At 63.2% G+C, this 18895-nt stretch carries 20 protein-coding genes and 1 pseudogene; 10 read left to right on the forward strand and 11 right to left on the reverse strand.

The genetic code is table 11. The annotated features are described in order from the left end of the window. Positions 1 to 635: 635 nt before the first annotated feature. Positions 636 to 4415 carry a vitamin B12-dependent ribonucleotide reductase gene (locus ACFX5Q_RS08715; protein WP_404277030.1) on the forward strand — a complete coding sequence of 1260 codons (3780 nt, stop codon included), beginning with the start codon at positions 636 to 638 and terminating at the stop codon, positions 4413 to 4415. A gap of 18 nt (positions 4416 to 4433) precedes the next feature. Further along, on the forward strand, positions 4434 to 4640 hold the full coding sequence (locus tag ACFX5Q_RS08720; protein WP_404277032.1) for a type II toxin-antitoxin system HicB family antitoxin: 207 nt from the start codon (positions 4434 to 4436) through the stop codon (positions 4638 to 4640). 327 nt (positions 4641 to 4967) lie between these two features. Here ACFX5Q_RS08720 and ACFX5Q_RS08725 read toward each other — a convergent pair. Continuing rightward, positions 4968 to 5574: pseudogene (locus ACFX5Q_RS08725) on the reverse strand (class I SAM-dependent DNA methyltransferase). Between the two features lie 36 nt (positions 5575 to 5610). Continuing rightward, positions 5611 to 5775, reverse strand: a complete 165-nt coding sequence (locus ACFX5Q_RS08730; protein WP_404277034.1) for a hypothetical protein — start codon at positions 5773 to 5775, stop codon at positions 5611 to 5613. 104 nt (positions 5776 to 5879) lie between these two features. Here ACFX5Q_RS08730 and ACFX5Q_RS08735 point away from each other — a divergent pair, with 104 nt between their 5' ends. From ACFX5Q_RS08735 to ACFX5Q_RS08745, 3 genes are read left to right on the forward strand one after another with little or no spacing between them, the layout of a single operon-like run. Continuing rightward, positions 5880 to 6170 (forward strand): LysR family transcriptional regulator, encoded by a 291-nt coding sequence (locus ACFX5Q_RS08735; RefSeq protein ID WP_404277036.1) that lies wholly within the window; start codon positions 5880 to 5882, stop codon positions 6168 to 6170. A gap of 5 nt (positions 6171 to 6175) precedes the next feature. After that, positions 6176 to 6571 carry a LysR substrate-binding domain-containing protein gene (locus ACFX5Q_RS08740; protein WP_404277135.1) on the forward strand — a complete coding sequence of 132 codons (396 nt, stop codon included), beginning with the start codon at positions 6176 to 6178 and terminating at the stop codon, positions 6569 to 6571. Next, positions 6559 to 6789: a hypothetical protein gene (locus tag ACFX5Q_RS08745; protein WP_404277038.1), complete on the forward strand. Its 231-nt coding sequence runs from the start codon at positions 6559 to 6561 to the stop codon at positions 6787 to 6789. Before ACFX5Q_RS08740 ends, ACFX5Q_RS08745 begins: the two co-directional genes overlap by 13 nt. Positions 6790 to 6812: 23 nt before the next feature. On the opposite strand, the gene ACFX5Q_RS08750 is transcribed toward ACFX5Q_RS08745, so the two are convergent. From ACFX5Q_RS08750 to ACFX5Q_RS08765, 4 genes are all read right to left on the reverse strand, one after another. Continuing rightward, positions 6813 to 7355 (reverse strand): DUF2314 domain-containing protein, encoded by a 543-nt coding sequence (locus tag ACFX5Q_RS08750; protein WP_404277040.1) that lies wholly within the window; start codon positions 7353 to 7355, stop codon positions 6813 to 6815. 210 nt (positions 7356 to 7565) lie between these two features. After that, a complete protein-coding gene (locus ACFX5Q_RS08755) occupies positions 7566 to 8633 on the reverse strand; it encodes a GH25 family lysozyme (RefSeq protein ID WP_404277042.1) in 1068 nt (355 codons plus the stop codon). A 179-nt stretch (positions 8634 to 8812) separates the two neighbouring features. Next, the gene (locus tag ACFX5Q_RS08760) at positions 8813 to 9430 is read right to left on the reverse strand and encodes a transglutaminase-like cysteine peptidase (protein ID WP_404277044.1); all 618 of its coding nucleotides are present in this window, start codon (positions 9428 to 9430) and stop codon (positions 8813 to 8815) included. A 298-nt stretch (positions 9431 to 9728) separates the two neighbouring features. After that, entirely contained in the window at positions 9729 to 10601 is an 873-nt protein-coding gene (locus ACFX5Q_RS08765) for an undecaprenyl-diphosphate phosphatase (RefSeq protein ID WP_404277045.1), read from the reverse strand. A 190-nt stretch (positions 10602 to 10791) separates the two neighbouring features. On the opposite strand from ACFX5Q_RS08765, the gene ACFX5Q_RS08770 reads away from it, so the two are divergent. After that, positions 10792 to 11706: a hypothetical protein gene (locus ACFX5Q_RS08770; RefSeq protein ID WP_404277047.1), complete on the forward strand. Its 915-nt coding sequence runs from the start codon at positions 10792 to 10794 to the stop codon at positions 11704 to 11706. Between the two features lie 90 nt (positions 11707 to 11796). On the opposite strand, the gene ACFX5Q_RS08775 is transcribed toward ACFX5Q_RS08770, so the two are convergent. Together ACFX5Q_RS08775 and ACFX5Q_RS08780 are read right to left on the reverse strand one after the other, a co-directional pair. After that, complete coding sequence (locus ACFX5Q_RS08775) at positions 11797 to 12009, reverse strand: hypothetical protein (RefSeq protein ID WP_006206072.1); 213 nt, start codon at positions 12007 to 12009, stop codon at positions 11797 to 11799. Positions 12010 to 12161: 152 nt separating this feature from the next. Then, positions 12162 to 12560: a GFA family protein gene (locus tag ACFX5Q_RS08780; RefSeq protein WP_404277049.1), complete on the reverse strand. Its 399-nt coding sequence runs from the start codon at positions 12558 to 12560 to the stop codon at positions 12162 to 12164. A 217-nt stretch (positions 12561 to 12777) separates the two neighbouring features. On the opposite strand from ACFX5Q_RS08780, the gene ACFX5Q_RS08785 reads away from it, so the two are divergent. Both ACFX5Q_RS08785 and ACFX5Q_RS08790 read left to right on the forward strand, forming a co-directional pair. After that, the gene (locus ACFX5Q_RS08785; RefSeq protein WP_404277051.1) at positions 12778 to 13554 is read left to right on the forward strand and encodes a hypothetical protein; all 777 of its coding nucleotides are present in this window, start codon (positions 12778 to 12780) and stop codon (positions 13552 to 13554) included. Continuing rightward, entirely contained in the window at positions 13505 to 13801 is a 297-nt protein-coding gene (locus ACFX5Q_RS08790) for a 2OG-Fe(II) oxygenase family protein (protein ID WP_404277053.1), read from the forward strand. The genes ACFX5Q_RS08785 and ACFX5Q_RS08790 overlap by 50 nt, the downstream gene beginning before the upstream one ends. Before the next feature lie 59 nt (positions 13802 to 13860). Here ACFX5Q_RS08790 and ACFX5Q_RS08795 read toward each other — a convergent pair whose 3' ends face one another. The 3 genes from ACFX5Q_RS08795 to ACFX5Q_RS08805 form a co-directional block, all read right to left on the reverse strand. Further along, complete coding sequence (locus ACFX5Q_RS08795) at positions 13861 to 14817, reverse strand: alpha/beta fold hydrolase (RefSeq protein ID WP_404277054.1); 957 nt, start codon at positions 14815 to 14817, stop codon at positions 13861 to 13863. Positions 14818 to 14843: 26 nt separating this feature from the next. Further along, the gene (locus tag ACFX5Q_RS08800; RefSeq protein ID WP_404277055.1) at positions 14844 to 15329 is read right to left on the reverse strand and encodes an SRPBCC family protein; all 486 of its coding nucleotides are present in this window, start codon (positions 15327 to 15329) and stop codon (positions 14844 to 14846) included. Between the two features lie 137 nt (positions 15330 to 15466). Beyond that, entirely contained in the window at positions 15467 to 15715 is a 249-nt protein-coding gene (locus ACFX5Q_RS08805; protein WP_192178918.1) for a ParB N-terminal domain-containing protein, read from the reverse strand. Positions 15716 to 15873: 158 nt separating this feature from the next. On the opposite strand from ACFX5Q_RS08805, the gene ACFX5Q_RS08810 reads away from it, so the two are divergent. Together ACFX5Q_RS08810 and ACFX5Q_RS08815 are read left to right on the forward strand one after the other, a co-directional pair. Continuing rightward, positions 15874 to 17514, forward strand: a complete 1641-nt coding sequence (locus ACFX5Q_RS08810; RefSeq protein ID WP_404277137.1) for a N,N-dimethylformamidase beta subunit family domain-containing protein — start codon at positions 15874 to 15876, stop codon at positions 17512 to 17514. A 1-nt stretch (position 17515) separates the two neighbouring features. Next, positions 17516 to 18895, forward strand: coding sequence for an aspartate aminotransferase family protein (locus tag ACFX5Q_RS08815; protein ID WP_404277057.1), 1380 nt, complete (start codon positions 17516 to 17518; stop codon positions 18893 to 18895).

An 18895-nucleotide genomic window follows, 5' to 3' on the forward strand; every position in this document is an offset into this window, starting at 1 on the left:
GGATCATAGCCGTTGCACGTAGCGGCCAAAGCGAGGCATGGCGGTCGCAAAGGCCGGGCTACCGGGGTTTCAGGGGCGCCATTCTGTCCCCGTTATCCACATGTGTGACACACAAGATATTGGGGTCACAAAAGCTACGCAAACGAATCCTTGACGGCGCAAAACGAGTCGCCTTTTATAGGCCATGCGCTCCTGTTGAGAGCGCGACCGGAATGTTCTGAGCCCGGTCTTTTTTCCCGGAATTTGTGCGTTTTGCCCGCATTTCCGCCCGTTACGAGGCCGGCGGAAGCGTTGGGGTTGTTGGGGCCAGGGGTGGCGAAAAGGGACAATTGTCGGACTGGAAAAAATACTCTGTTAACACTATATTTAGTGTTTGCAGGCAGGTTCGGCGCTAGATAATGTGAAATTCCTCGATCGGGGGAATCGAGCAAGAAGTTTCAGATTTGAGGGACCCGCAGGGGTCGCCAGTGGGTTGGACAGGCGCTTCGCAAGGAGTCTGGCCAGCAGGACGGGCGGAAGCTGCGAAAGGAGATGCCGGCGTTGTCAAGACGTCGGCCAACGGCGGACTGCGCGTTTCGCTTTGGGGCAGAAATCCCGGGGAAAAGCGCTATATATAGACAAAAGGGATCGGACCAATGCGCATCGAGCGTCGCTTTACCAAGCCAGGACAATCTGCCTATGCGGAGATCGAATTCCGCAAGGCGCTTTCCGAGATCAAGAATCCGGATGGCTCGGTGGTGTTCCGCTTGGACAATATCGATGTGCCGGCGCAGTTCTCCCAGGTCGCGGCTGACATCCTGGCGCAGAAATATTTCCGCAAGGCCGGCGTTCCGGCGCGTCTGAAGAAGGTCGAGGAGAACGACGTTCCCTCCTTCCTGTGGCGCTCCGTCGCCGACGAGGCGGAACTGGCCAAGCTCCCCGAGGCCGAGCGTTATGGCTCCGAGATCGATGCGCGTCAGGTCTTCGACCGCCTTGCCGGCACCTGGACCTATTGGGGCTGGAAGGGCGGTTACTTCAAGTCCGAGGACGACGCCCGCACCTTCCGCGACGAGCTTGCCTACATGCTGGCCACTCAGCGGGTGGCGCCGAACTCGCCGCAGTGGTTCAACACCGGCCTGCACTGGGCCTATGGCATCGACGGTCCGAGCCAGGGCCACTTCTATGTCGACCCGTTCACCGGCAAGCTGACCAAGTCGAAGTCCTCCTACGAGCATCCGCAGCCGCATGCCTGCTTCATCCAGGGCGTGCAGGACGACCTCGTCAACGAAGGCGGCATCATGGACCTTTGGGTGCGTGAAGCGCGCCTGTTCAAATACGGCTCGGGCACCGGCTCCAACTTCTCGTTCCTGCGCGGCGAAGGCGAAAAGCTGTCCGGCGGCGGCCGCTCGTCCGGCCTGATGAGCTTCCTCAAGATTGGCGACCGCGCGGCGGGCGCCATCAAGTCGGGCGGCACGACGCGCCGCGCCGCCAAGATGGTCATCGTCGACGCCGACCACCCCGATATCGAAGAGTTCATCGACTGGAAGGTCAATGAGGAGCAGAAGGTCGCCTCGCTGGTCACCGGCTCCAAGATCGTCAAGAAGCATCTCGAAGCGATCATGAAGGCCTGCGTCAACTGCGAAGGCCATGACGACGACTGCTTCGATCCGGCGATCAACACCGCGCTGAAGCGTGAGATCAAGCTGGCCAAGAAGGACGCGGTGCCGGAGAACTACATCTACCGCGTCATCCAGTTCGCCAAGCAGGGCTACACGTCGATGTCGTTCAAGACTTACGACACCGACTGGGATTCCGACGCCTACCTCACCGTTTCCGGCCAGAACTCCAACAACTCGGTGTCGCTGAAGGACAATTTCCTGCGCGCCGTCGAGCAGGATGGCGACTGGCAGCTGACCGCCCGCAAGGACGGCAAGGTGCTGAAGACGCTGAAGGCCAGGGATCTCTGGGAAAAGATCGGCTATGCCGCCTGGGCGTCGGCCGACCCCGGCCTGCATTTCAACACGACGATGAACGACTGGCACACCTGCGCGTCGGCCGGTGCGATCCGGGCCTCCAACCCGTGCTCGGAATACATGTTCCTCGACGACACGGCCTGCAACCTCGCCTCGATCAATCTGCTGCCCTACCGCAACGCCGACGGAACGATCGACATCGCCGCCTACGAGCACACAGTGCGGCTGTGGACCATCGTGCTCGAAATCTCGGTGATGATGGCGCAGTTCCCGTCGAAGGAGATCGCCAAGCTCTCCTACGAATACCGCACGCTGGGCCTCGGCTACGCCAACATCGGCGGCCTGCTGATGACCTCGGGCATTCCCTATGACTCCGACGAGGGCCGCGCCATCTGCGCCGCGCTCACCGCGATCATGACGGGTACTGCCTACGCCACTTCGGCCGAGATGGCGTCCGAGCTCGGCGCCTTCCCGGACTATGACCGCAACGCCCAGAACATGCTGCGCGTCATGCGCAACCACCGCCGCGCCGCCTATGGCGACAAGGACGGTTACGAGAAGCTGGCCGTCAACCCGGTGCCGCTGGTCGCGTCGGACCTCAAGCAGCAGGCGCTTGCCGAGCACGCCAAGGCCGCCTGGGACCGCGCCATCGAGCTTGGCGAGGAGCATGGCTACCGCAATGCGCAGGCGACCGTTATCGCGCCGACCGGCACGATCGGCCTGGTCATGGATTGCGACACCACCGGCATCGAGCCCGACTTCGCGCTGGTGAAGTTCAAGAAGCTCGCCGGCGGCGGCTACTTCAAGATCATCAACCGCGCCGTGCCGGAAGCGTTGCGCACGCTCGGCTACTCCGAGAGCCAGATCGCCGAGATCGAGGCCTATGCGGTCGGCCACGGCAATCTCAACCAGGCGCCCGGCATCAACCCCGGCTCGCTCAAAGCCAAGGGTTTTTCGGATGACAAGATCGCGGCGCTGAATGCGGCGCTGAAGTCGGCCTTCGACATCAAGTTCGTCTTCAACCAGTGGACGCTGGGCGCCGACTGGGTGAAGGAGACCTTTGGTTTCACCGACGAACAGCTCAACGATTTCTCGTTCGAGATCCTGCCGGCGCTGGGCTTCTCGAAGAAGGACATCGAGGCCGCAAACATCCATGTCTGCGGAGCGATGACGCTGGAAGGCGCGCCGTTCCTGAAGGCCGAGCACCTGGCGGTGTTCGACTGCGCCAGCCCGTGCGGCAAGATCGGCAAGCGCTCGCTGTCGATCAACAGCCACATCCTGATGATGGCGGCGGCGCAGCCCTTCATCTCCGGCGCTATCTCCAAGACCATCAACATGCCGAACGAAGCGACGGTGGAAGACGCCAAGGGCGCCTACATGCTGTCGTGGAAGCTGGCGCTGAAGGCCAACGCGCTCTACCGCGACGGCTCGAAGCTGTCGCAGCCGCTCAACTCCTCGCTGCTCGCCGATGGCGACGAGGATGAGGACGATATGGTCGAGCAGCTGATCCAGGCTCCGGCCGCGCAGCGCGCCGTGCAGGTGACGGAGAAGATCGTCGAGCGCGTGGTGGAACGTCTCTATCGCGACCGTGAAAAGCTGCCGAACCGCCGCAAGGGCTACACCCAAAAGGCGGTCGTCGGTGGTCACAAGGTCTATCTCAGGACCGGCGAATTCGACGATGGCCGTATCGGCGAGATCTTCATCGACATGCACAAGGAAGGTGCCGCCTTCCGGGCGATGATGAACAATTTCGCCATCGCCATCTCGCTCGGCCTGCAATATGGCGTGCCGCTCGAAGAATTTGTCGAGGCCTTCACCTTCACCAAGTTCGAGCCGGCCGGCATGGTGCAGGGCAACGACGCGATCAAGAACGCCACGTCGATCCTCGACTACGTGTTCCGCGAGCTTGCCGTGTCCTATCTCGGCCGCCACGACCTCGCCCATGTCGACCAGTCGGATTTCGACAAGACGGCACTCGGCCGCGGCATCACCGAAGGCAAGGCAACGCCCTTCTCGAAGGGCCTGACCCGCGGCGTTTCTCCGGTTAAGCTGGTGTCGGGCGCCAGCGCAGAGCCCAAGGGCTTTGGCGGCACGGCGCCGACCACCGCCCCTGCCCGCGCCGTGCCGACTGCCTTTTCGGGTTCCAACGTGCTGGCGCTGAAGCCGGCCAGCGACGAAGCCATCGCTTACAAGCGCGACTATGAGGAGCGGGCCAGGGAACTGGTCGAGGACATCGTCTACGAAGAAACGGCCGACGAGGCATCGGGGGCTTCGGCGCTGTTCACCGACGCAGCGGCAAACGAAGCTGCTGAGGCGAAGGCACTTGCCGAGACCCGGCGTCAGCAATCGCTGATGCAGGGCTATACCGGCAACGAATGCTCGGAATGCCACAACTTCACCATGGTGCGAAACGGCACCTGCGAGAAGTGCGACACGTGTGGTTCGACGAGCGGGTGCAGCTGAGAACTAGATGCCACCTCTATGCGCTACGCGGTGGTGATTGAGAAAGCTGGCAACAACTTTTCCGCCTATGTGCCGGACTTGCCCGGCTGCATCGCGACCGGCGCGACGGTGCCTGAGGTGGAAACCGAAATTCGCGACGCCATACGATTTCATATCGAAGGCCTGCGCGCCGACGGGCTGGATGTGCCTAAAGGTGTCAGCCTGGCGGAATATGTAGAGACGTAGGGCAAGTGGACTCCCCTTCTCCCCTGTGTAAGACGGTGACTGAGCGAAGCTCGGTCGGATGAGGGGTGTTCCAACTTGGCGGAAACCTTCGTCCAATCGGGCACACAGGCGCTAAACAACTGACATCTCATTCCGTCCAGCACCCCTCAACCGTCTCGGCGCTGCGCGCCGATCCACCTTCTCCCACAAGGGGAGAAGGGAAAGAGGCGCCGCACCCGCCTCAATCCTTGAACGTGATCCCGTACTTTTCAGCCTGTTCCTTCGGCGCGAACGCCTGACACGTGGTGTAGCCGCCGCAGATTCCTGATCATCCAGCCCGCGGCCGCGTCATGATGGCCTCACAGCCAGGAACGTGTTCCACTCTTCGCGATCGCGGCCCACATTGAAATCGTCCCTGATAAGCACCAGCCCGGCGGCTTCGATACGGGCCGCGAAATCGTCCCTGCGCCAGTAGACCGTGTGATACTCGCCGCCCGTCTCGCCATCGCCATTGCGCATCGACACGAGGAAGGCGCCGCCTGGCCGCAGCGACTGGGCAATCTTGGCAAGGACCTGGTCAGTCTGATCGCGTGGCACATGGATCAGGACGGCGAGCGCCAGGACGGCATCGTAGGGGCCGCCGAGATCATCGGTGAGGAGATCGAGAAGCTCACCCTGCTTGCCGCGCAGCGGCCTGCAACTCGAGAAACCGCTTTGTCGCGTCGGTGCGGCGAACCTTGACGCCCAGGCCCTCCAGAAAGTCCGCGTCGTATCCTCCCGACCCGACTTCCAGAATCCGACCGGCTGTGCCGGCGATCGCCACAAGACGCTTCAGCGATGCCTGCTCTCTGTCGTTGGGGACATGCCTCACGATTGCATCGTAGCGTTCGGCATAGTCCTCATAGGCACTGATCGTTTGCCGGCTCTTCGCCAGAGCCTCGGATGACACATCCATCTTTCCCTCCCTTGCATCCATGGTCAAAGAGCTGCCTCAGCGAATGGTTCCGGGAGGAACATGTCCATCGAGCATGCCGATATCGCGCAGGAAATGGTCCGACAGCGAACGGTGGTCGAGCAGGCCGCGTTTGCGGGGCCTGAACGGTGCGACGAAGAGGTCGAGCATCGGACGACGAAGCGTGCTGTACAGGGTGGTCATTGCCGTGTCCTTTCGGGTTCGATCTGATGGACAAAGCATGCCGTTTTCCGGCCTTGGTTTCCAATCGAACGTCGCGTACCATGCATCAGGAGGATTGATGCGTCATGAGTTGGGAGCTGCCGCCGTTAGGGGCCATTCGCGTCTTTGAAGCCGCGGCGCGGCTGGGCAGCTTCACCAAGGCGGCCGAAGAACTCGGCATGACCCAGTCCGCGGCCAGCTATCAGATCAAGGTGCTGGAAGAACGTGCCGGAACGCCACTTTTCATAAGGAAAACAAGGCAGATCGCCCTGGCGAGGCCGGACAGCAGTTGGCACCGCACGCAACAGGGGCCTTCTCGGCCTTGGCGGATGCATGGGTTGCCACGAAGGGTGGAGCGACCGGCGTGCTGTCCGTGACGACCATGGAAACATTTGCCTCGAACTGGCTGGCCGTATGGCTCGGAACATTCCAGTTGATGCATCCCGACCTTGCCGTGAAGGTCAACACATCGTCCCGGCTGGTCGATTTCACACGCGAGGACATGGATATCGGGATTCGCACCGGCACCGGAAAATGGCCCGGCCTGACTGCTCACTATCTGTTCAAGGCAGACTATACCCAATGCTCAGCCCGAAACTGGCCGAGAGCGTGGGCGGCATCCATCGCCCCGAGGATCTTTACAAGGTGGCGCTATGCTGTGCCGACGATCCCTGGTGGAAAAACTGGTTCGAGGCAGCCGGCGTACCCTTCGAGCCCGATCGCGTCATCGCGGGCCCGACGCTCGGTTCGCAGGCTTACGATGCAATGGCGGCACTGACCGATCGGGGCGCTGCGATCCTCACCCGCAACATCTACAGCGCCTTGCTGGCAAAGGGCCAGTTGATACAGCCATTCGAGGTCCTTGGATCTGATGGCGATGGCTATTGGCTGGTGCACCTGGAAAGCCGCCGCAATACACCCAAGATCAAAGTGTTCCGGGACTGGGTGCTGGCGCAGACGGCGGAGATACGCGAGCGCGAAAGGCGCGAGGCCTGATAGGCTTTCAGGCGGCGCTGCCCTCAATCCTTGAACGTGATGCCGTACTTTGCGGCCTGTTCCTTGGGCATGTCGGCGAACGCCTGGCGTACGGTGTAGCCACCATAGACTTCGCCGCCGTTTTTGATCATCCAGTCCTCGACGTCGGCTTCGGCCACCTTCATCCTGTCGCCGATCTTGTATTTGTTGCCGTTGACCGGTTCGTCGGCGAGCAGGCCGATGAAGGTGCCGTCGCTGTAGCCGAGCAGTTGCAGCCAGATATGCTCGGTGGCGCCGTTCTGCGTCAGCGGGAACTTCACCGTGTAGGTGCCGGGCGTGCCGGCGGCGATCAGTTTGTGGAACCGCGGCAGGGTCGAGCGGCCAGTCTTCTTGGCGGCCTGCATCGCCTCGTCGCCCGTGTAGTAGGCGACGACGTTTTCCTGGACCGGGCGCGGCGCCGTCGGCGAGGCGCCAGGTGCTGCGTCGGGGATGGCGACCGGCTTGTCGCTCGGCATATGACCGAGCGTGTTGAAAAATCCGTAGCCGAGAGCGGCCACAAAAGCGACTGCCAGAACCGGATTGCGCATCGACCCCTCACGCCATTGTTTTGAAGCATGTCGCTGTTCAAAACCGCTGCGCACCCTCAGGTCAGGCCTAAGGGCATGCCTTTGGGGCGACATGCACGATCACGTGGATGTTACCAATCGGGCGTTGCGGGACCGCTAAGGAACAGGGTGAGCGGATCGTTAGAAAAACGCTGAAATTTGCCGCCAAAACCTTGGAACGCGGACGGTGTCCTAATCCGCGTCGGCCATCATCTGGCGGCTGCCGCCGGCCCAGGCACGCCATTGCCGCTCATCGCCATGGAAGACGTTGAGGTCGATGCGGCCCCTCACCCCGTGCGACAGGCCGGAGCCGGAATATTGCCAGAACAGCCATTTGCGGCCGGGATAGACTTTTGATGGATGCCGCGCCACCGCGCGCAGCCAGAACGGATAGTCCAGGAAGGCGCCGCGCAGATTGTCGCGATAGAAATCGGGGCTGGTGTAGATGATGGGCCGCTGGCCGTAATGTCGCTCCAGCTTGTCCATGAACACCTGCATCTTTTCCTGCACCGTCGCGCGCGACGGTCGCCGCTTGCAGGAGGAGTCGCCGTTCCACTCGACATCGATCACCGGCGGCAACGCGCCTTCTACCCGCGGCACGTTGCGGATGAACCAGTCGGCTTGCTCGCCGGCGGTGCGGCACCAGTAGAAGAAATGATAGGCGCCGCGCTTCAGCCCGGCGGCATCGGCATTGCGCCAGTTGGTCCTGAACATCGGATCGAGATGGTCGCCGCCGTCGGTGGCCTTGATGTAGGCGAAGTTGGCGCCCTGGGCGCGCAGCTTGCCCCAGTTCACATTGCCCTGCCAGCGCGAGACGTCGACGCCGTGCACGGCAAGGTGCCGGGGCGAGGCCCCCCGGCCGAAATTGATCGGCTTGGCGTCGCGGAAACCGTAGCGCGTCACCGGCCCGGCCAGCATCGGGGGTGCTGCGCGCGTCAGCCGCTTCGGCTGCGACACCAGCGCAACCGGCTCGACCGGTGGCTCGATGGCCTCCTCCGGCAACGGCGTGTCCGTGGCGATCGTCTCTTCTTCCTCGGCCAGGGAAAAGGGCGGCGCATTGTCGGCCACTGGTGCGGCCTCGTCCGACATAGGCGGAAGAACGGGTGTGTCAGGGGCCGCCGCGACGGGCACGCTTGGCCGTACGACGGAGCTGGTCGTCTCGTTCGACGGCATTTGCAGGGCATCGACGCCCGCTGTCGAAGAACAGCCGGCAAGCCACAGGGACGCGAGCGAGAAAATGACGACGCCTGGTAACCGCATCTGGACCTGTACGCAAAACACAACAGACCGAAGGCAACCAACCGCCGCCGGACAACTGGCAATTCCCTAACGAGAAATTACCAACAAAGTTTGAATCAATTATTAGCGAAATGGTGAGCGAGCGCGGCTCTGCTCTGCCCTTGTCTGCGGGAGAAACTGAAGCCGGGTTGGCGGCAGGGCTATTTGACCGAGCTGACCAGGGTCTCGTCGCCGCTGAGGATGGAGACCCAGTGCCCGGTGTTGTCGCTCGCCTGCCGTTTCAGGTAGCGATAGCCGGTTTCGCTCCACAGGCGAACCTTGTCGTTGAGGTTGTCGAGGATGAAGTCGCCCTTGTCCGTGCGCACGGTGAGCACCGCATGGCCTTCGCCGTCCGGCTTGCGGACGACGGTCATCAGCAGGTTGGATACGGCAACGCCGCTGCTGATGAGTTCGCGCCGCTTTTCCAGCACATAGTCCTCGCAATCACCGAAGCCATTGTCCGGATAGGCCCACAATTCCTCCTTGCCGTAATTGTCCATGTCGCTCATCGGCTTGACGCGCGTGTTGACCGAGGCATCGACGGCAGTGATCTCGCGCAACAGCCTGCCGGTCATATGCTCCGGCGTGTTGTTGGGCGAGCGGATGGAACATTCGGCGGGATGGATCTTGCAGAAATCATAGTGGCCGACTGGCTGGGACGTCGGACCGCCGACCATCATGGACGGGCCGGCCGCGCTGGCCAAACCCGGCACAGAGGCGAAAGCCGTCAGAGCTATTGCAAGCCGCGCCGCGCAATGCCAACCCATAGAGGATGCCATTGCGGCCCCACGTCCGTTGTTTGTTAACAAAAAGCTAAGGGAGAATTCACGAGCGAGTCAATGCGTGCGCAGGGCGATCACAGACGGTTTACCGTTTGCATCGCAGGCGTGGTAGCCGCGCAACACAGATTTCCAGGTGACGGCCGTCGGTTCGATAAAGTGTGTTGAGATTCAGGTCAGGCCGCGTCGAAAATGGTGGGTTCCGAGAACCGGAGCGGAGATACTGTTGGGTATGTGAGCGCCGGAAGCGCAGGAAACCGCCATTTGCAGGCCGGCATCACCTGAATATCAGCGCACTTTAGGCAAGCCACCCCATCGCCACCGCGACCAGCAGCACGACGCCGAGCACGCCGCGATAGACGACGAAGGGCCAGGCGGAGAACCGCTCGAGAATGCTCATCAGGCCCCATATGGCAAAGAAGGCGGAAATCGAGGCGACGACGAGCCCGACGGCGAGAACCGACCAGCCATGGGCATCGAGGTGGACCTTGTGGAGCTCCCACAATTCCTTGAGGCCGGCGAGCGCGATTGCCGGCAGCCCGAGCAGGAAGGAGAAGCGTGCCGCCTCGGCCCGCTTGAAGCCAAGCCCGAGCGCGGCCGTCAGGGTCGAACCGGAGCGCGACACGCCAGGTATCAAGGCGCCGATCTGGGCGACGCCGACAAGCAGCGCGTCGGCCATGGATGCTTCGCCGATGGTTCGCCGGTGGCGGGCAAAAATCTCGACCAGCGCGAGCAGGATCGCCATGCCGATGCAGGCCCAGCCGATGACGCTCAGGCTGCGCAGCGGCGAATTGCAGGCGTTGAGCAGGCCCGACAGCGCGACGCCGGCAATGACGATCGGAATGGTTGCCAACACGATCCACAGCGCCAGGCGGAAATGCCGGTCGGCGAAATCGCGGCGCGTCAGGGCGTCGAGCGAACCAAACAGGATATCCCTGACATCGCTCCAGAAATAGCTGACCACAGCCGCCAGGGCCGCAAGCTGCATGGCGGCGGAGAACGCGGAGCCCGGATCCTGCCAGCCAAGCACGGCCGGCACGATGCGCATATGCGCCGTGGACGAGATCGGCAGCAATTCGGTGATGCCTTGCACCACGCCGAGAAACGCTACCTTGGCGTAGCCCAGGCCGACGAAGCCGGTGTCCAGGCCCTGAGTACAGATGTCAGCCATGTCGATCCTTCCCAGGCGAAAATTGCATGGGAAGCGCCGCTTTCGGCCGATCCCGGCTGTGGGATAGCGTCGCGAGACGGGGAATCCAATTCACGGTTTTGTAGGGTGCGCCCGATCCAGCTTGACAAGTTTCGTGGTAATATTACCATTCGCTAATCTTACAACGTAAGGTGTGAGTTGGGAGGAACCGATGTCGACCGCTGCACTGTCCGAATTGCAACCCGTTGTCCTGCCCGAACCGCACCATCCCGCGATTGCAATGGAGGATGTCTCCCGCGACTTCAGCCGCGCCATCGAACGCGCGGAGGTCAATGCCTGGCACGACCTCTACGCCGCCGCGCCTACCGATTTCGCCGCGCGCCAAGGCCTGTCGATCGCCGAGGAAGCCGATCTCGTCTGGACCACCTGCACGACGATCCCGTTCATCCATTTCAACAGCGTGAAGAATCTTGGCGTCGAGCGCCCGGCCACCGAAAGCCAGCTCGACACGCTCCTGGCGCACTACCGTGCCGCCGGCATTGCGAGACCGTGGTTCTATGCCAATCCGCACGCGGAGCCGTCGTCACTCAGATGCTGGCTCGAGGCGCGCGGCCTGCAGCGCCAGAGCGGCTGGGAACGGATCTTTCGCGACGCGACACCGCTGGCGCCCAAGCCGCTGTTCCCGACCGATGGGCATTCGGTCGAACGGGTGACGCCGGCAACGGCAGAGGAATGGGCTGGTTTCGTCGACAGCCGTTACCGGCTGCCGACCTCGCCCTGGCTGCTGGCGCTGGTCGGCCGGCTGGGCTGGCATCACTACATGCTGAAGCGGGACGGCGCGGTCGTTGCGGTGCGCTCGCTGTTCATCGGCGCCGACGGCATGGCCTGGAGCGGCATCGACGCGCCGGTGCCGGGCATCATGGCACCGAGCTTCGATCTCGACGCGCTGCTTGGCGAAGCGATGGTTCGCGACGGCATTGCCGCCGGCGCGAAGCTGTTCGTCGCCGACATCGAGGCGCCGCACCCCGACCGCGACGGACCGGCCTATCGCAACTATGCGCGTCTCGGCTTCAGGCTCGCCTATTTCCGCAGCCACTACAGCTATTTGCCGGCGAATTCCGGCTGACGGCAGAAGAGGGGCGGTTCAGCGATTGATACTCTTGTTTTGACGCAATTCCGGACGGAAAACCGCTGCACACTTTTCCTGGAATTGCTCTTATCCGAGCAACCATTGCTGCAGGCAGGTCCTGGCCACGACATGCGCCGGCGGCACGACCGGCTGATCGGCGGACGCGTCTTCGGCGGTGCGCCCGCGGGCCCTTTCGAGCAACATGCGAAGCTCCGCCGGCTGCACGCGGTCACGCTCCATCACGAGCCGGACCATCGGGTCGTTCAAAAGCTCGTCCAGGGTGTTGATGCTGTCGCTCATCCGTCGCCTCCTCGAATACCGGCCCGCAAGCCGATAGATAAGCAGGCAATGATGGCTCGCCAATGACGCTTTGCCGGCTATCTCGTGGTTTCGGATTAAATTCTGTTAACGCCGGCGCCCACCCTTGTCCCACAGTGGGAGGAGGGAAAATCCTAGTTCGGAGGCGGCGCGCCTTCATAGTGCGGCAGGCCGTCGTCGAGTTGCACCCAGGGCTGCTTCGAGGCCGTCCAGATATGCATCTGCGGCTTGAACACCGAAGGATCGTCAAGCGAGCCTGTCGTGATGCCGATGATGCCGGCGGAATCCCGCCGCGAAAACATCGTCGTGCCGCAGGCCGCGCAGAAGCCGCGCTTGAGGTCCGGCGAGGTGTTGACCATCGCCACCGGCCCTTCGACGGTCACGTCGTCGATGCGGAACAGCACGCGCGCGTTGAAGGCTGCGCCGATCACCTTCTGGCAGAGCCGGCAGTGGCAGACGCGCTCGTTGATCGGCGTAGCCTCCGCGCTATAGCGAACCGCGCCGCACAGGCACCCGCCACCATACCTTGCCATCGCCGCACTCCATGCCTTCATGGGATATTGGCTAACGCTAGCGGCGAAGATTGCAGCGTCAATTCAAAAGCTTTGATGGGACATCATCAGTTGCAGTGATGTTGTGTGGCCGTGGCGTTGCGGTGCCGCCATTGGCCCAATGACGGGTGCCGGTATGGGATTGACAGAACGGCAGACCCCGCGCCTGCTTGCGGCCAGCCGCTCGGGAGGCAGCCATATGGCGCAGGACATCGAAACCATCGGAATCGCAGATCTGTTCGGACCACCCTCGCCCGAGCGCGAGCGCGCCGATGCCACGATCATGGCCGCTGCTTCGGGCATCGGCTTCATGGCGGTCCGCGACTTCCCCGGCGATGCCTGGCTGACGCCTCAGAAACGGGCGCGCCTGCTCGAGATCTTCGCCCTGCCCGAGGCCGAAAAGCAGAAACTGCTGCGCTGGAATTTCGACCGGACCAGGAAGAATGTCTATCGCGGCTGGTTCCCGCTGCAGCCGACAGCCGTCTCCTACAAGGAAGGCATCGACATGGGGCCGGACCTTGCGCATGCGCGGACGACCCGTTCCGACGATCCGCTTTGCGAGCCGACGCCCTTGCCCGCCGAGCAGGCGCTGCCGGGCTGGCGCGCGGCCGCCGCAAGCTACTATCTGGCGATGGAAGCGGTGGGCAACGCGCTGATGCGCTCGGTCGCGCGCGGGCTCGGCCTGCCGGAGACGATCTTCGACGCAGATTTCGACGGTGGCATCTCGACGCTGCGGCTGATCCGCTACCCTTTGCGTGACCCGAACAGCGGCGTCGACACGAGTGGCCCGGAGTTTTCGGTCGTCCACAAGGGCGAGACCCGCACCGTCATCGGGCGCGAACATGCCGATTCAGGTTTCGTCACGCTGCGCCCAGGACGGCGTCGAGGGCCTGCAGGCGAAGAACCTCGCCGGCGAATGGATCGACGTGCCGCCCGCCGACGGCACGCTGGCTGTCAATTTCGGCCAATTGCTTGAGCGCTGGACCGGCGGGCGCGTCAGGGCGACGCGGCACCGGGTGATCGCGCCGAAAACGGCGCGGTTCTCAATCCCGTTTTTCTACGAGCCGCGCGTCGACGCCGAGATCGCGCCGCTGCCGCTTGCCGGCGCAACCCCCTTCGAGCCGTTCCTCTATGGCGACTATCTCTGGGAAGCGGCGACGAACTTCGTCGAGATGAGCGGCATCAAGCATCTGAGAGAGCCGCGCCGCGCCAAGGCTTCATAGAAGGCTTGCGGCCGTCTCCGGGAGAGACGGCCGCAGTCAGGCAATTGCCGGACAGATGACTATTTCGTTTCGCTGACGACCTCGTCCCAGCTCTTCACCTTGGTCTCGCCATTGAGGAAGGGCAGCGTCGTGGCCGTCAGTTCCGGGGCGAAGAAGACGTCGTAGTGGGTGCGGTTGGGCAGGATGGCCAGACGGTTCTGCGACAGGTTCTCGCGCATCCAGCCAGCATCCTTCAACCCGCCGCCGAGCATCTGGTAGAACTTGATCTCGTGCTCGGGCCGATACATGTCGCTGTCGCCATAGACCAGCATCACCGGTATCTTGAGCTTGGCCACATCGGCGGAATAGTCATAATCCTTGCGCATAAAGGTGCCGAGCGTGTCGAGCAGCTTTGGGAAATCCTGCGGATGCGGCGCCACCGCGACATAGGATTTGTACATTGGCGTGTCCTTCATGAATTCGGCCGCCGCCGCGCTGACCTGCGCCTGCTGGCCGCGCATCTCGGCATAGAAGCCGTCGGCGGCATAGCCGGCCGAGACCAGGACGAGCCGGCGCACCGTTTCGGGGTGCTGGACGGCCATGCGGAAGGCGACGCCGCCGCCGAGCGAATAACCCAGGACATCGACCTTGTCGTAACCCAGCGCCTTGACGATCGCGGCCATGTCGTTGCCCATCGCCTCCAGGCCAAAGGGCCGGTCGCCAAGCGCGGTGCGGCCATGGCCCTGCAGGTCGACGGCGATGACGGTGCGGTTTTCGGCAAACCTGGGCAGGATCGGCGCGAACATATCCGTGGTGCCGAGACCGCCATGCAGCAGAAGCAGCGGCTCGCCCTTGCCATAGATGGAGTAATAATAGTTCAGGCCGTCGATCGGCAGCAGGCCGGACTTTTCCGGCTTCGGCAGTGCTTTGGTCTCGGTGGTCATGGCGGGCTTGGTCTCCTCTGCGTTGGCTTGGCACGGCGCGGCAAACAGGGCTGCGGCTGAAGCAAGAATGGCGAAAAATATCGATCTGGACATGCTGGTCTCCTCCGGTCTTGCCGCTGTCAAAGTGTCTTGGCGAGTTCTTCGAGTTGTTCGGTGCACTGGCCCCAGCCCTCGTGAAAACCCATCTTCTCGTGCTGCTCGCGGTCGGCGACGCTCCAGTGCTTGGCGCGCGCGATGTAGCGGGTCTTGCCGTTGCCTTCGTCCTCGAAGGTGAGCACGCCGGTCATGAACGGTTTTTCGGATGGCTCCCAGGCACTGGTATAGGCATCGGTGAAAATGATCTTCTCGCCCGGAACGACCTCGAGGAAGACGCCTGGGTTCGGAAATTCATTGCCGTCGGGACCGGCCATGACGACCAGGCTGTTACCGCCGGTGCGCACGTCCATTTCGGCGCGCGGCGTCGTCCACGGCTTTGGCGCGAACCACTGCGTCACCAGCTTGTTGTCGGTCCAGCAGCGATAGACGTTCTCGCGCGGCGCATCGATGATGCAGGCGAGAACCAGTTCGCGGTCATTGGCGGGGGCGATGTCGAGCTTGGTGGTCATGGGGTCTCCTCGGCGTGTTTGAATTGCGGTTCCGCTTCAAAGACGGGTGAGCGCAGCGCGGGCCGACACGGTCCGCGAAAAAATTCACAGGAGGGTGACAGGAACGGCCGGCGTCGGCCGACGGCTCAGGAGTTCGCCTAGTGGCGCTTGGCCTGGACCAGATAGGCGTCGATCTCGGTCTCGCCGAGCCACTTGGCCGCTTCCAGCCGGTGCAGGCCCTCGACGAGGATATGGCGCTTGCCGTCGTGGCGCACCTGGATCGGCATCTTCATGCCGTTTTCCAGAATGTCCTCCGCCAGATGGCGGACAGTCTCGGGATGCAGCGTCTTCTTGCGCGCGGCCGGCACGTAAATGTCGTCGACCTTGACCTTCTGGACTCTCAGCATGTCGGCTCCCAGGTGCGGAAAACACCGCCTTGTTTGAGATAGTCGGTTTGGCGAGAGCGGCCAAGGGTGGCCCTGGCGATTGCTGGCCCGATCGTTTCCATTTGACGCTTGGCCGGCAGATCGCCGAAATGGCGGCGTTCGAGCCCTTTGCGGTGTCAATGACCAATCTGCCGACCGAATTCCCCGATTTCGGACTGACGCCGGAGCAGCGCCGGCAGGCAGTGCGCACGCATTACTACGAACGGCCGGGGATGGACGGCGAGCGTGGCGAGATCTGGTGTTACAGCGACCGGTTTTCCTACCGCCCGGGCGAAACGGTGGCGCTGCATGTCAGCGCGACGGCCGCCACTTTTGGCATCACGATCGTCCGCGACGGCGGCTCCGAGACAAAGGCGTTCGAGAAGACTGGCATAGCGGCGCGCTGGCAGGACACGCCGGACCAGTGCTCGGTCGAGGGCTGCGGCTGGGAGGCGTTGTTCGAGTTTCGCATCGGCGACGACTGGCCGTCCGGCGCCTATCGCATCACGCTTGAAGCGGATAGCCGTGACGGCAAGCCGATCCGCTGCCACCATCTCTTCATCGTCGCACCGAAGCTTGGTAAGAAACCCGGCCGCGTGTTGCAGATGGCGGCGACGGGCACCTGGCTCGCCTACAACACCTGGGGCGGCTCCAATCACTATGAAGGCATCACCGGCGCGAACCGCGACCAGTATGCGCGCATGGTGTCGACACAGCGGCCCTGGTGCCGCGGCTTCGTCGTGCTGCCGAAAGATGCGCCACGCGTGCCGCTGGAGGTCGCGGTGCCGCCTAAGACGGTGCCGCGCTATCCGCATATGGAATGGGCTTTTGCCACGAGGCATTCGAAAAAGTACGCTTCGTCCGGCTGGGCGAGTTATGACAGCCATTTCTTCCGCTTTGCCGAGCGCGCCGGCTATGCGGTCGATCTCGCCAGCCAGCACGAATTGCATTTCTCGCCAGAAATTCTCGACGGCTACGACTGCGTCGTCTTCGTCGGCCATGACGAATACTGGACCTGGGAAATGCGCGACGCGGTCGACGCGTATGTGACACGTGGCGGCCGCGCGGCCCGCTTCGCCGGCAATTTCATGTGGCAGACACGGCTGGAGGACGAGGGCCGCCGGCAGGTCTGCTACAAGTACAAGGCGCGCGCCGAAGACCCCGCCTATAGCGGCGGCGATGTCACCCGCGCCACCAACTCCTGGGAGGCGCCGGAGATCGGCCGGCCGGGTTCGGCGACCTTCGGCCTCAACGCAACGCGAGGCGTCTATGCCGGCTGGGGCGGCTGCGCACCGCGCGGCGTGCGCGGCTTTCCGGTCTACCGTCCCGAGCACTGGGCGTTCGCCGGCACCGGCATCTACTATGGCGATCTGCTGGGCGCCGACAGCCATATCTATGGCTACGAGGTCGACGGGCTCGATTTCGAGATCCGCGGCGGCCTGCCCTATCCCACCGCCACCAGCGGCGCGCCTGATGGCCTCGAGGTGCTTGCGGTCGGCATGGCCAGCCAGGTCGAGGAGAGCGCCGACATTCCGCTCAAGGACCAGTTCCTCGGCGACGAGGACGGCCGGTTTACTGCACAAACGCTGTTCGGTGAGGCGAGCGACGCTAATCTCGACAAGGTCAAGCGCGGCAACGGCATGATCGTCAATTTCCCGCGCGGCAAGGGCGAGGTGTTTCATGCCGGAAGCTGCGAATGGGTTGCCGGCCTGCTAAGGCAGGACCCGATGGTCGAGCGCGTGACCAAGAATGTAATCGACCGCTATCTCGGAAAGTCCTGACATGCTGAAGTCCAAGAGCCCTGCCCCCGAAGCCGAGACGCGGCCGCCGTCGCATCTGTTCTATCTCTCCAGCCTGCGCCGGCCGCTGGTCGATCGCGCCGAGGGCATCTATTTCTGGACCAAGGACGGCCGCCGCTTTATCGACGGATCGAGCGGGCCGATGGTCGCCAATATCGGCCATTCCAACCGCAATGTGCTCGACGCCATGAAGCGGCAAATGGACAAGACCACCTTCGCCTACCGGCTGCATTTCGAGAACGAGCCGGCCGAGGAACTTGCGAGGGAACTTGCCGGCAGATTGCCCGCGGGAATGGACCGCATCTTCTTCGTCTCCGGCGGCTCGGAAGCGACGGAATCCTGCATCAAGCTCGCCCGGCAATGGGCGGTGGCCGCCGGCCAGCCCGAGCGCTGGAAGGTGATCACCCGCTTTCCGTCCTATCATGGCGGAACGCTCGGCTCGCTTTCCGTCACAGGCGACGACGCGCTGGCCGAGACGTTCACGCCATTGATGCAGGTGATGCCGACAGTGCCGGCGCCGGCCGCCTGGCGCGACCGCGACAATCTTTCGATGGAACAGCGCGGCATCCAATATGCCGACATGCTGGAGGAGAAGATCCTCGCTGAAGGCCCGGACAGCGTGCTCGCCTTCATCATGGAGCCGGTCGGCGGTGCTGCCACCGCGGCGCTGGTGGCGCCGGACAGCTACTATCCGCGCATCCGCGAGATCTGCGACCGCTATGGCATCCTGCTCATCCATGACGAAGTGATGAGCGGCGCCGGCCGCACCGGCAAATTCCTCGGCGGCGACCATTGGAACTGCAAGCCGGACATCGTCGCGCTGTCGAAGGGGCTGGGCTCGGGCTATGCGCCGCTCGGCGCGCTGGCGGCGCCCATGCGGCTGGTCGAGCCGCTGCTTGCCTCCGGCGGCTTCCAGCATGGCCACACCTATGCCGGTAATCCGCTCGCCTGCGCAGCAGGCCTCGCCGTGCTCGGCGAGATGGACCGGCTCGACCTGATCGCCAATGCGGCTGCCATGGGCGATGTGCTGATCGGCGAATTGAAGGGGCTGGCCAGGCGCTTCCCGTTCATCGCCGATGTGCGCGGCAAAGGTCTTTTGCTGGGCGCCGAGATGGTTGCCGATCCCGAGACGCTGGAACCGATCGCGCCGGCCAAGAAAGCCACACAGCGGCTGCTCGACCTCGCCTATGCGCGTGGGTTGATCATCTATGGCCGCAAGGTCAAGGGCGGTGTCGACGGCGACAATTTCATGGTCGCGCCGCCGATGATCGTCACGGCTGAACAGATCGGTGAGATCATAGCCATCATCGGCGACTCGCTCGAGGTGCTCGCCGCCGAGCTCGACCTGCCGGTCGGGGGCTGA

This window comes from Mesorhizobium sp. IMUNJ 23033, assembly GCF_044778005.1.
Lineage (GTDB): Bacteria > Pseudomonadota > Alphaproteobacteria > Rhizobiales > Rhizobiaceae > Mesorhizobium > Mesorhizobium amorphae_A.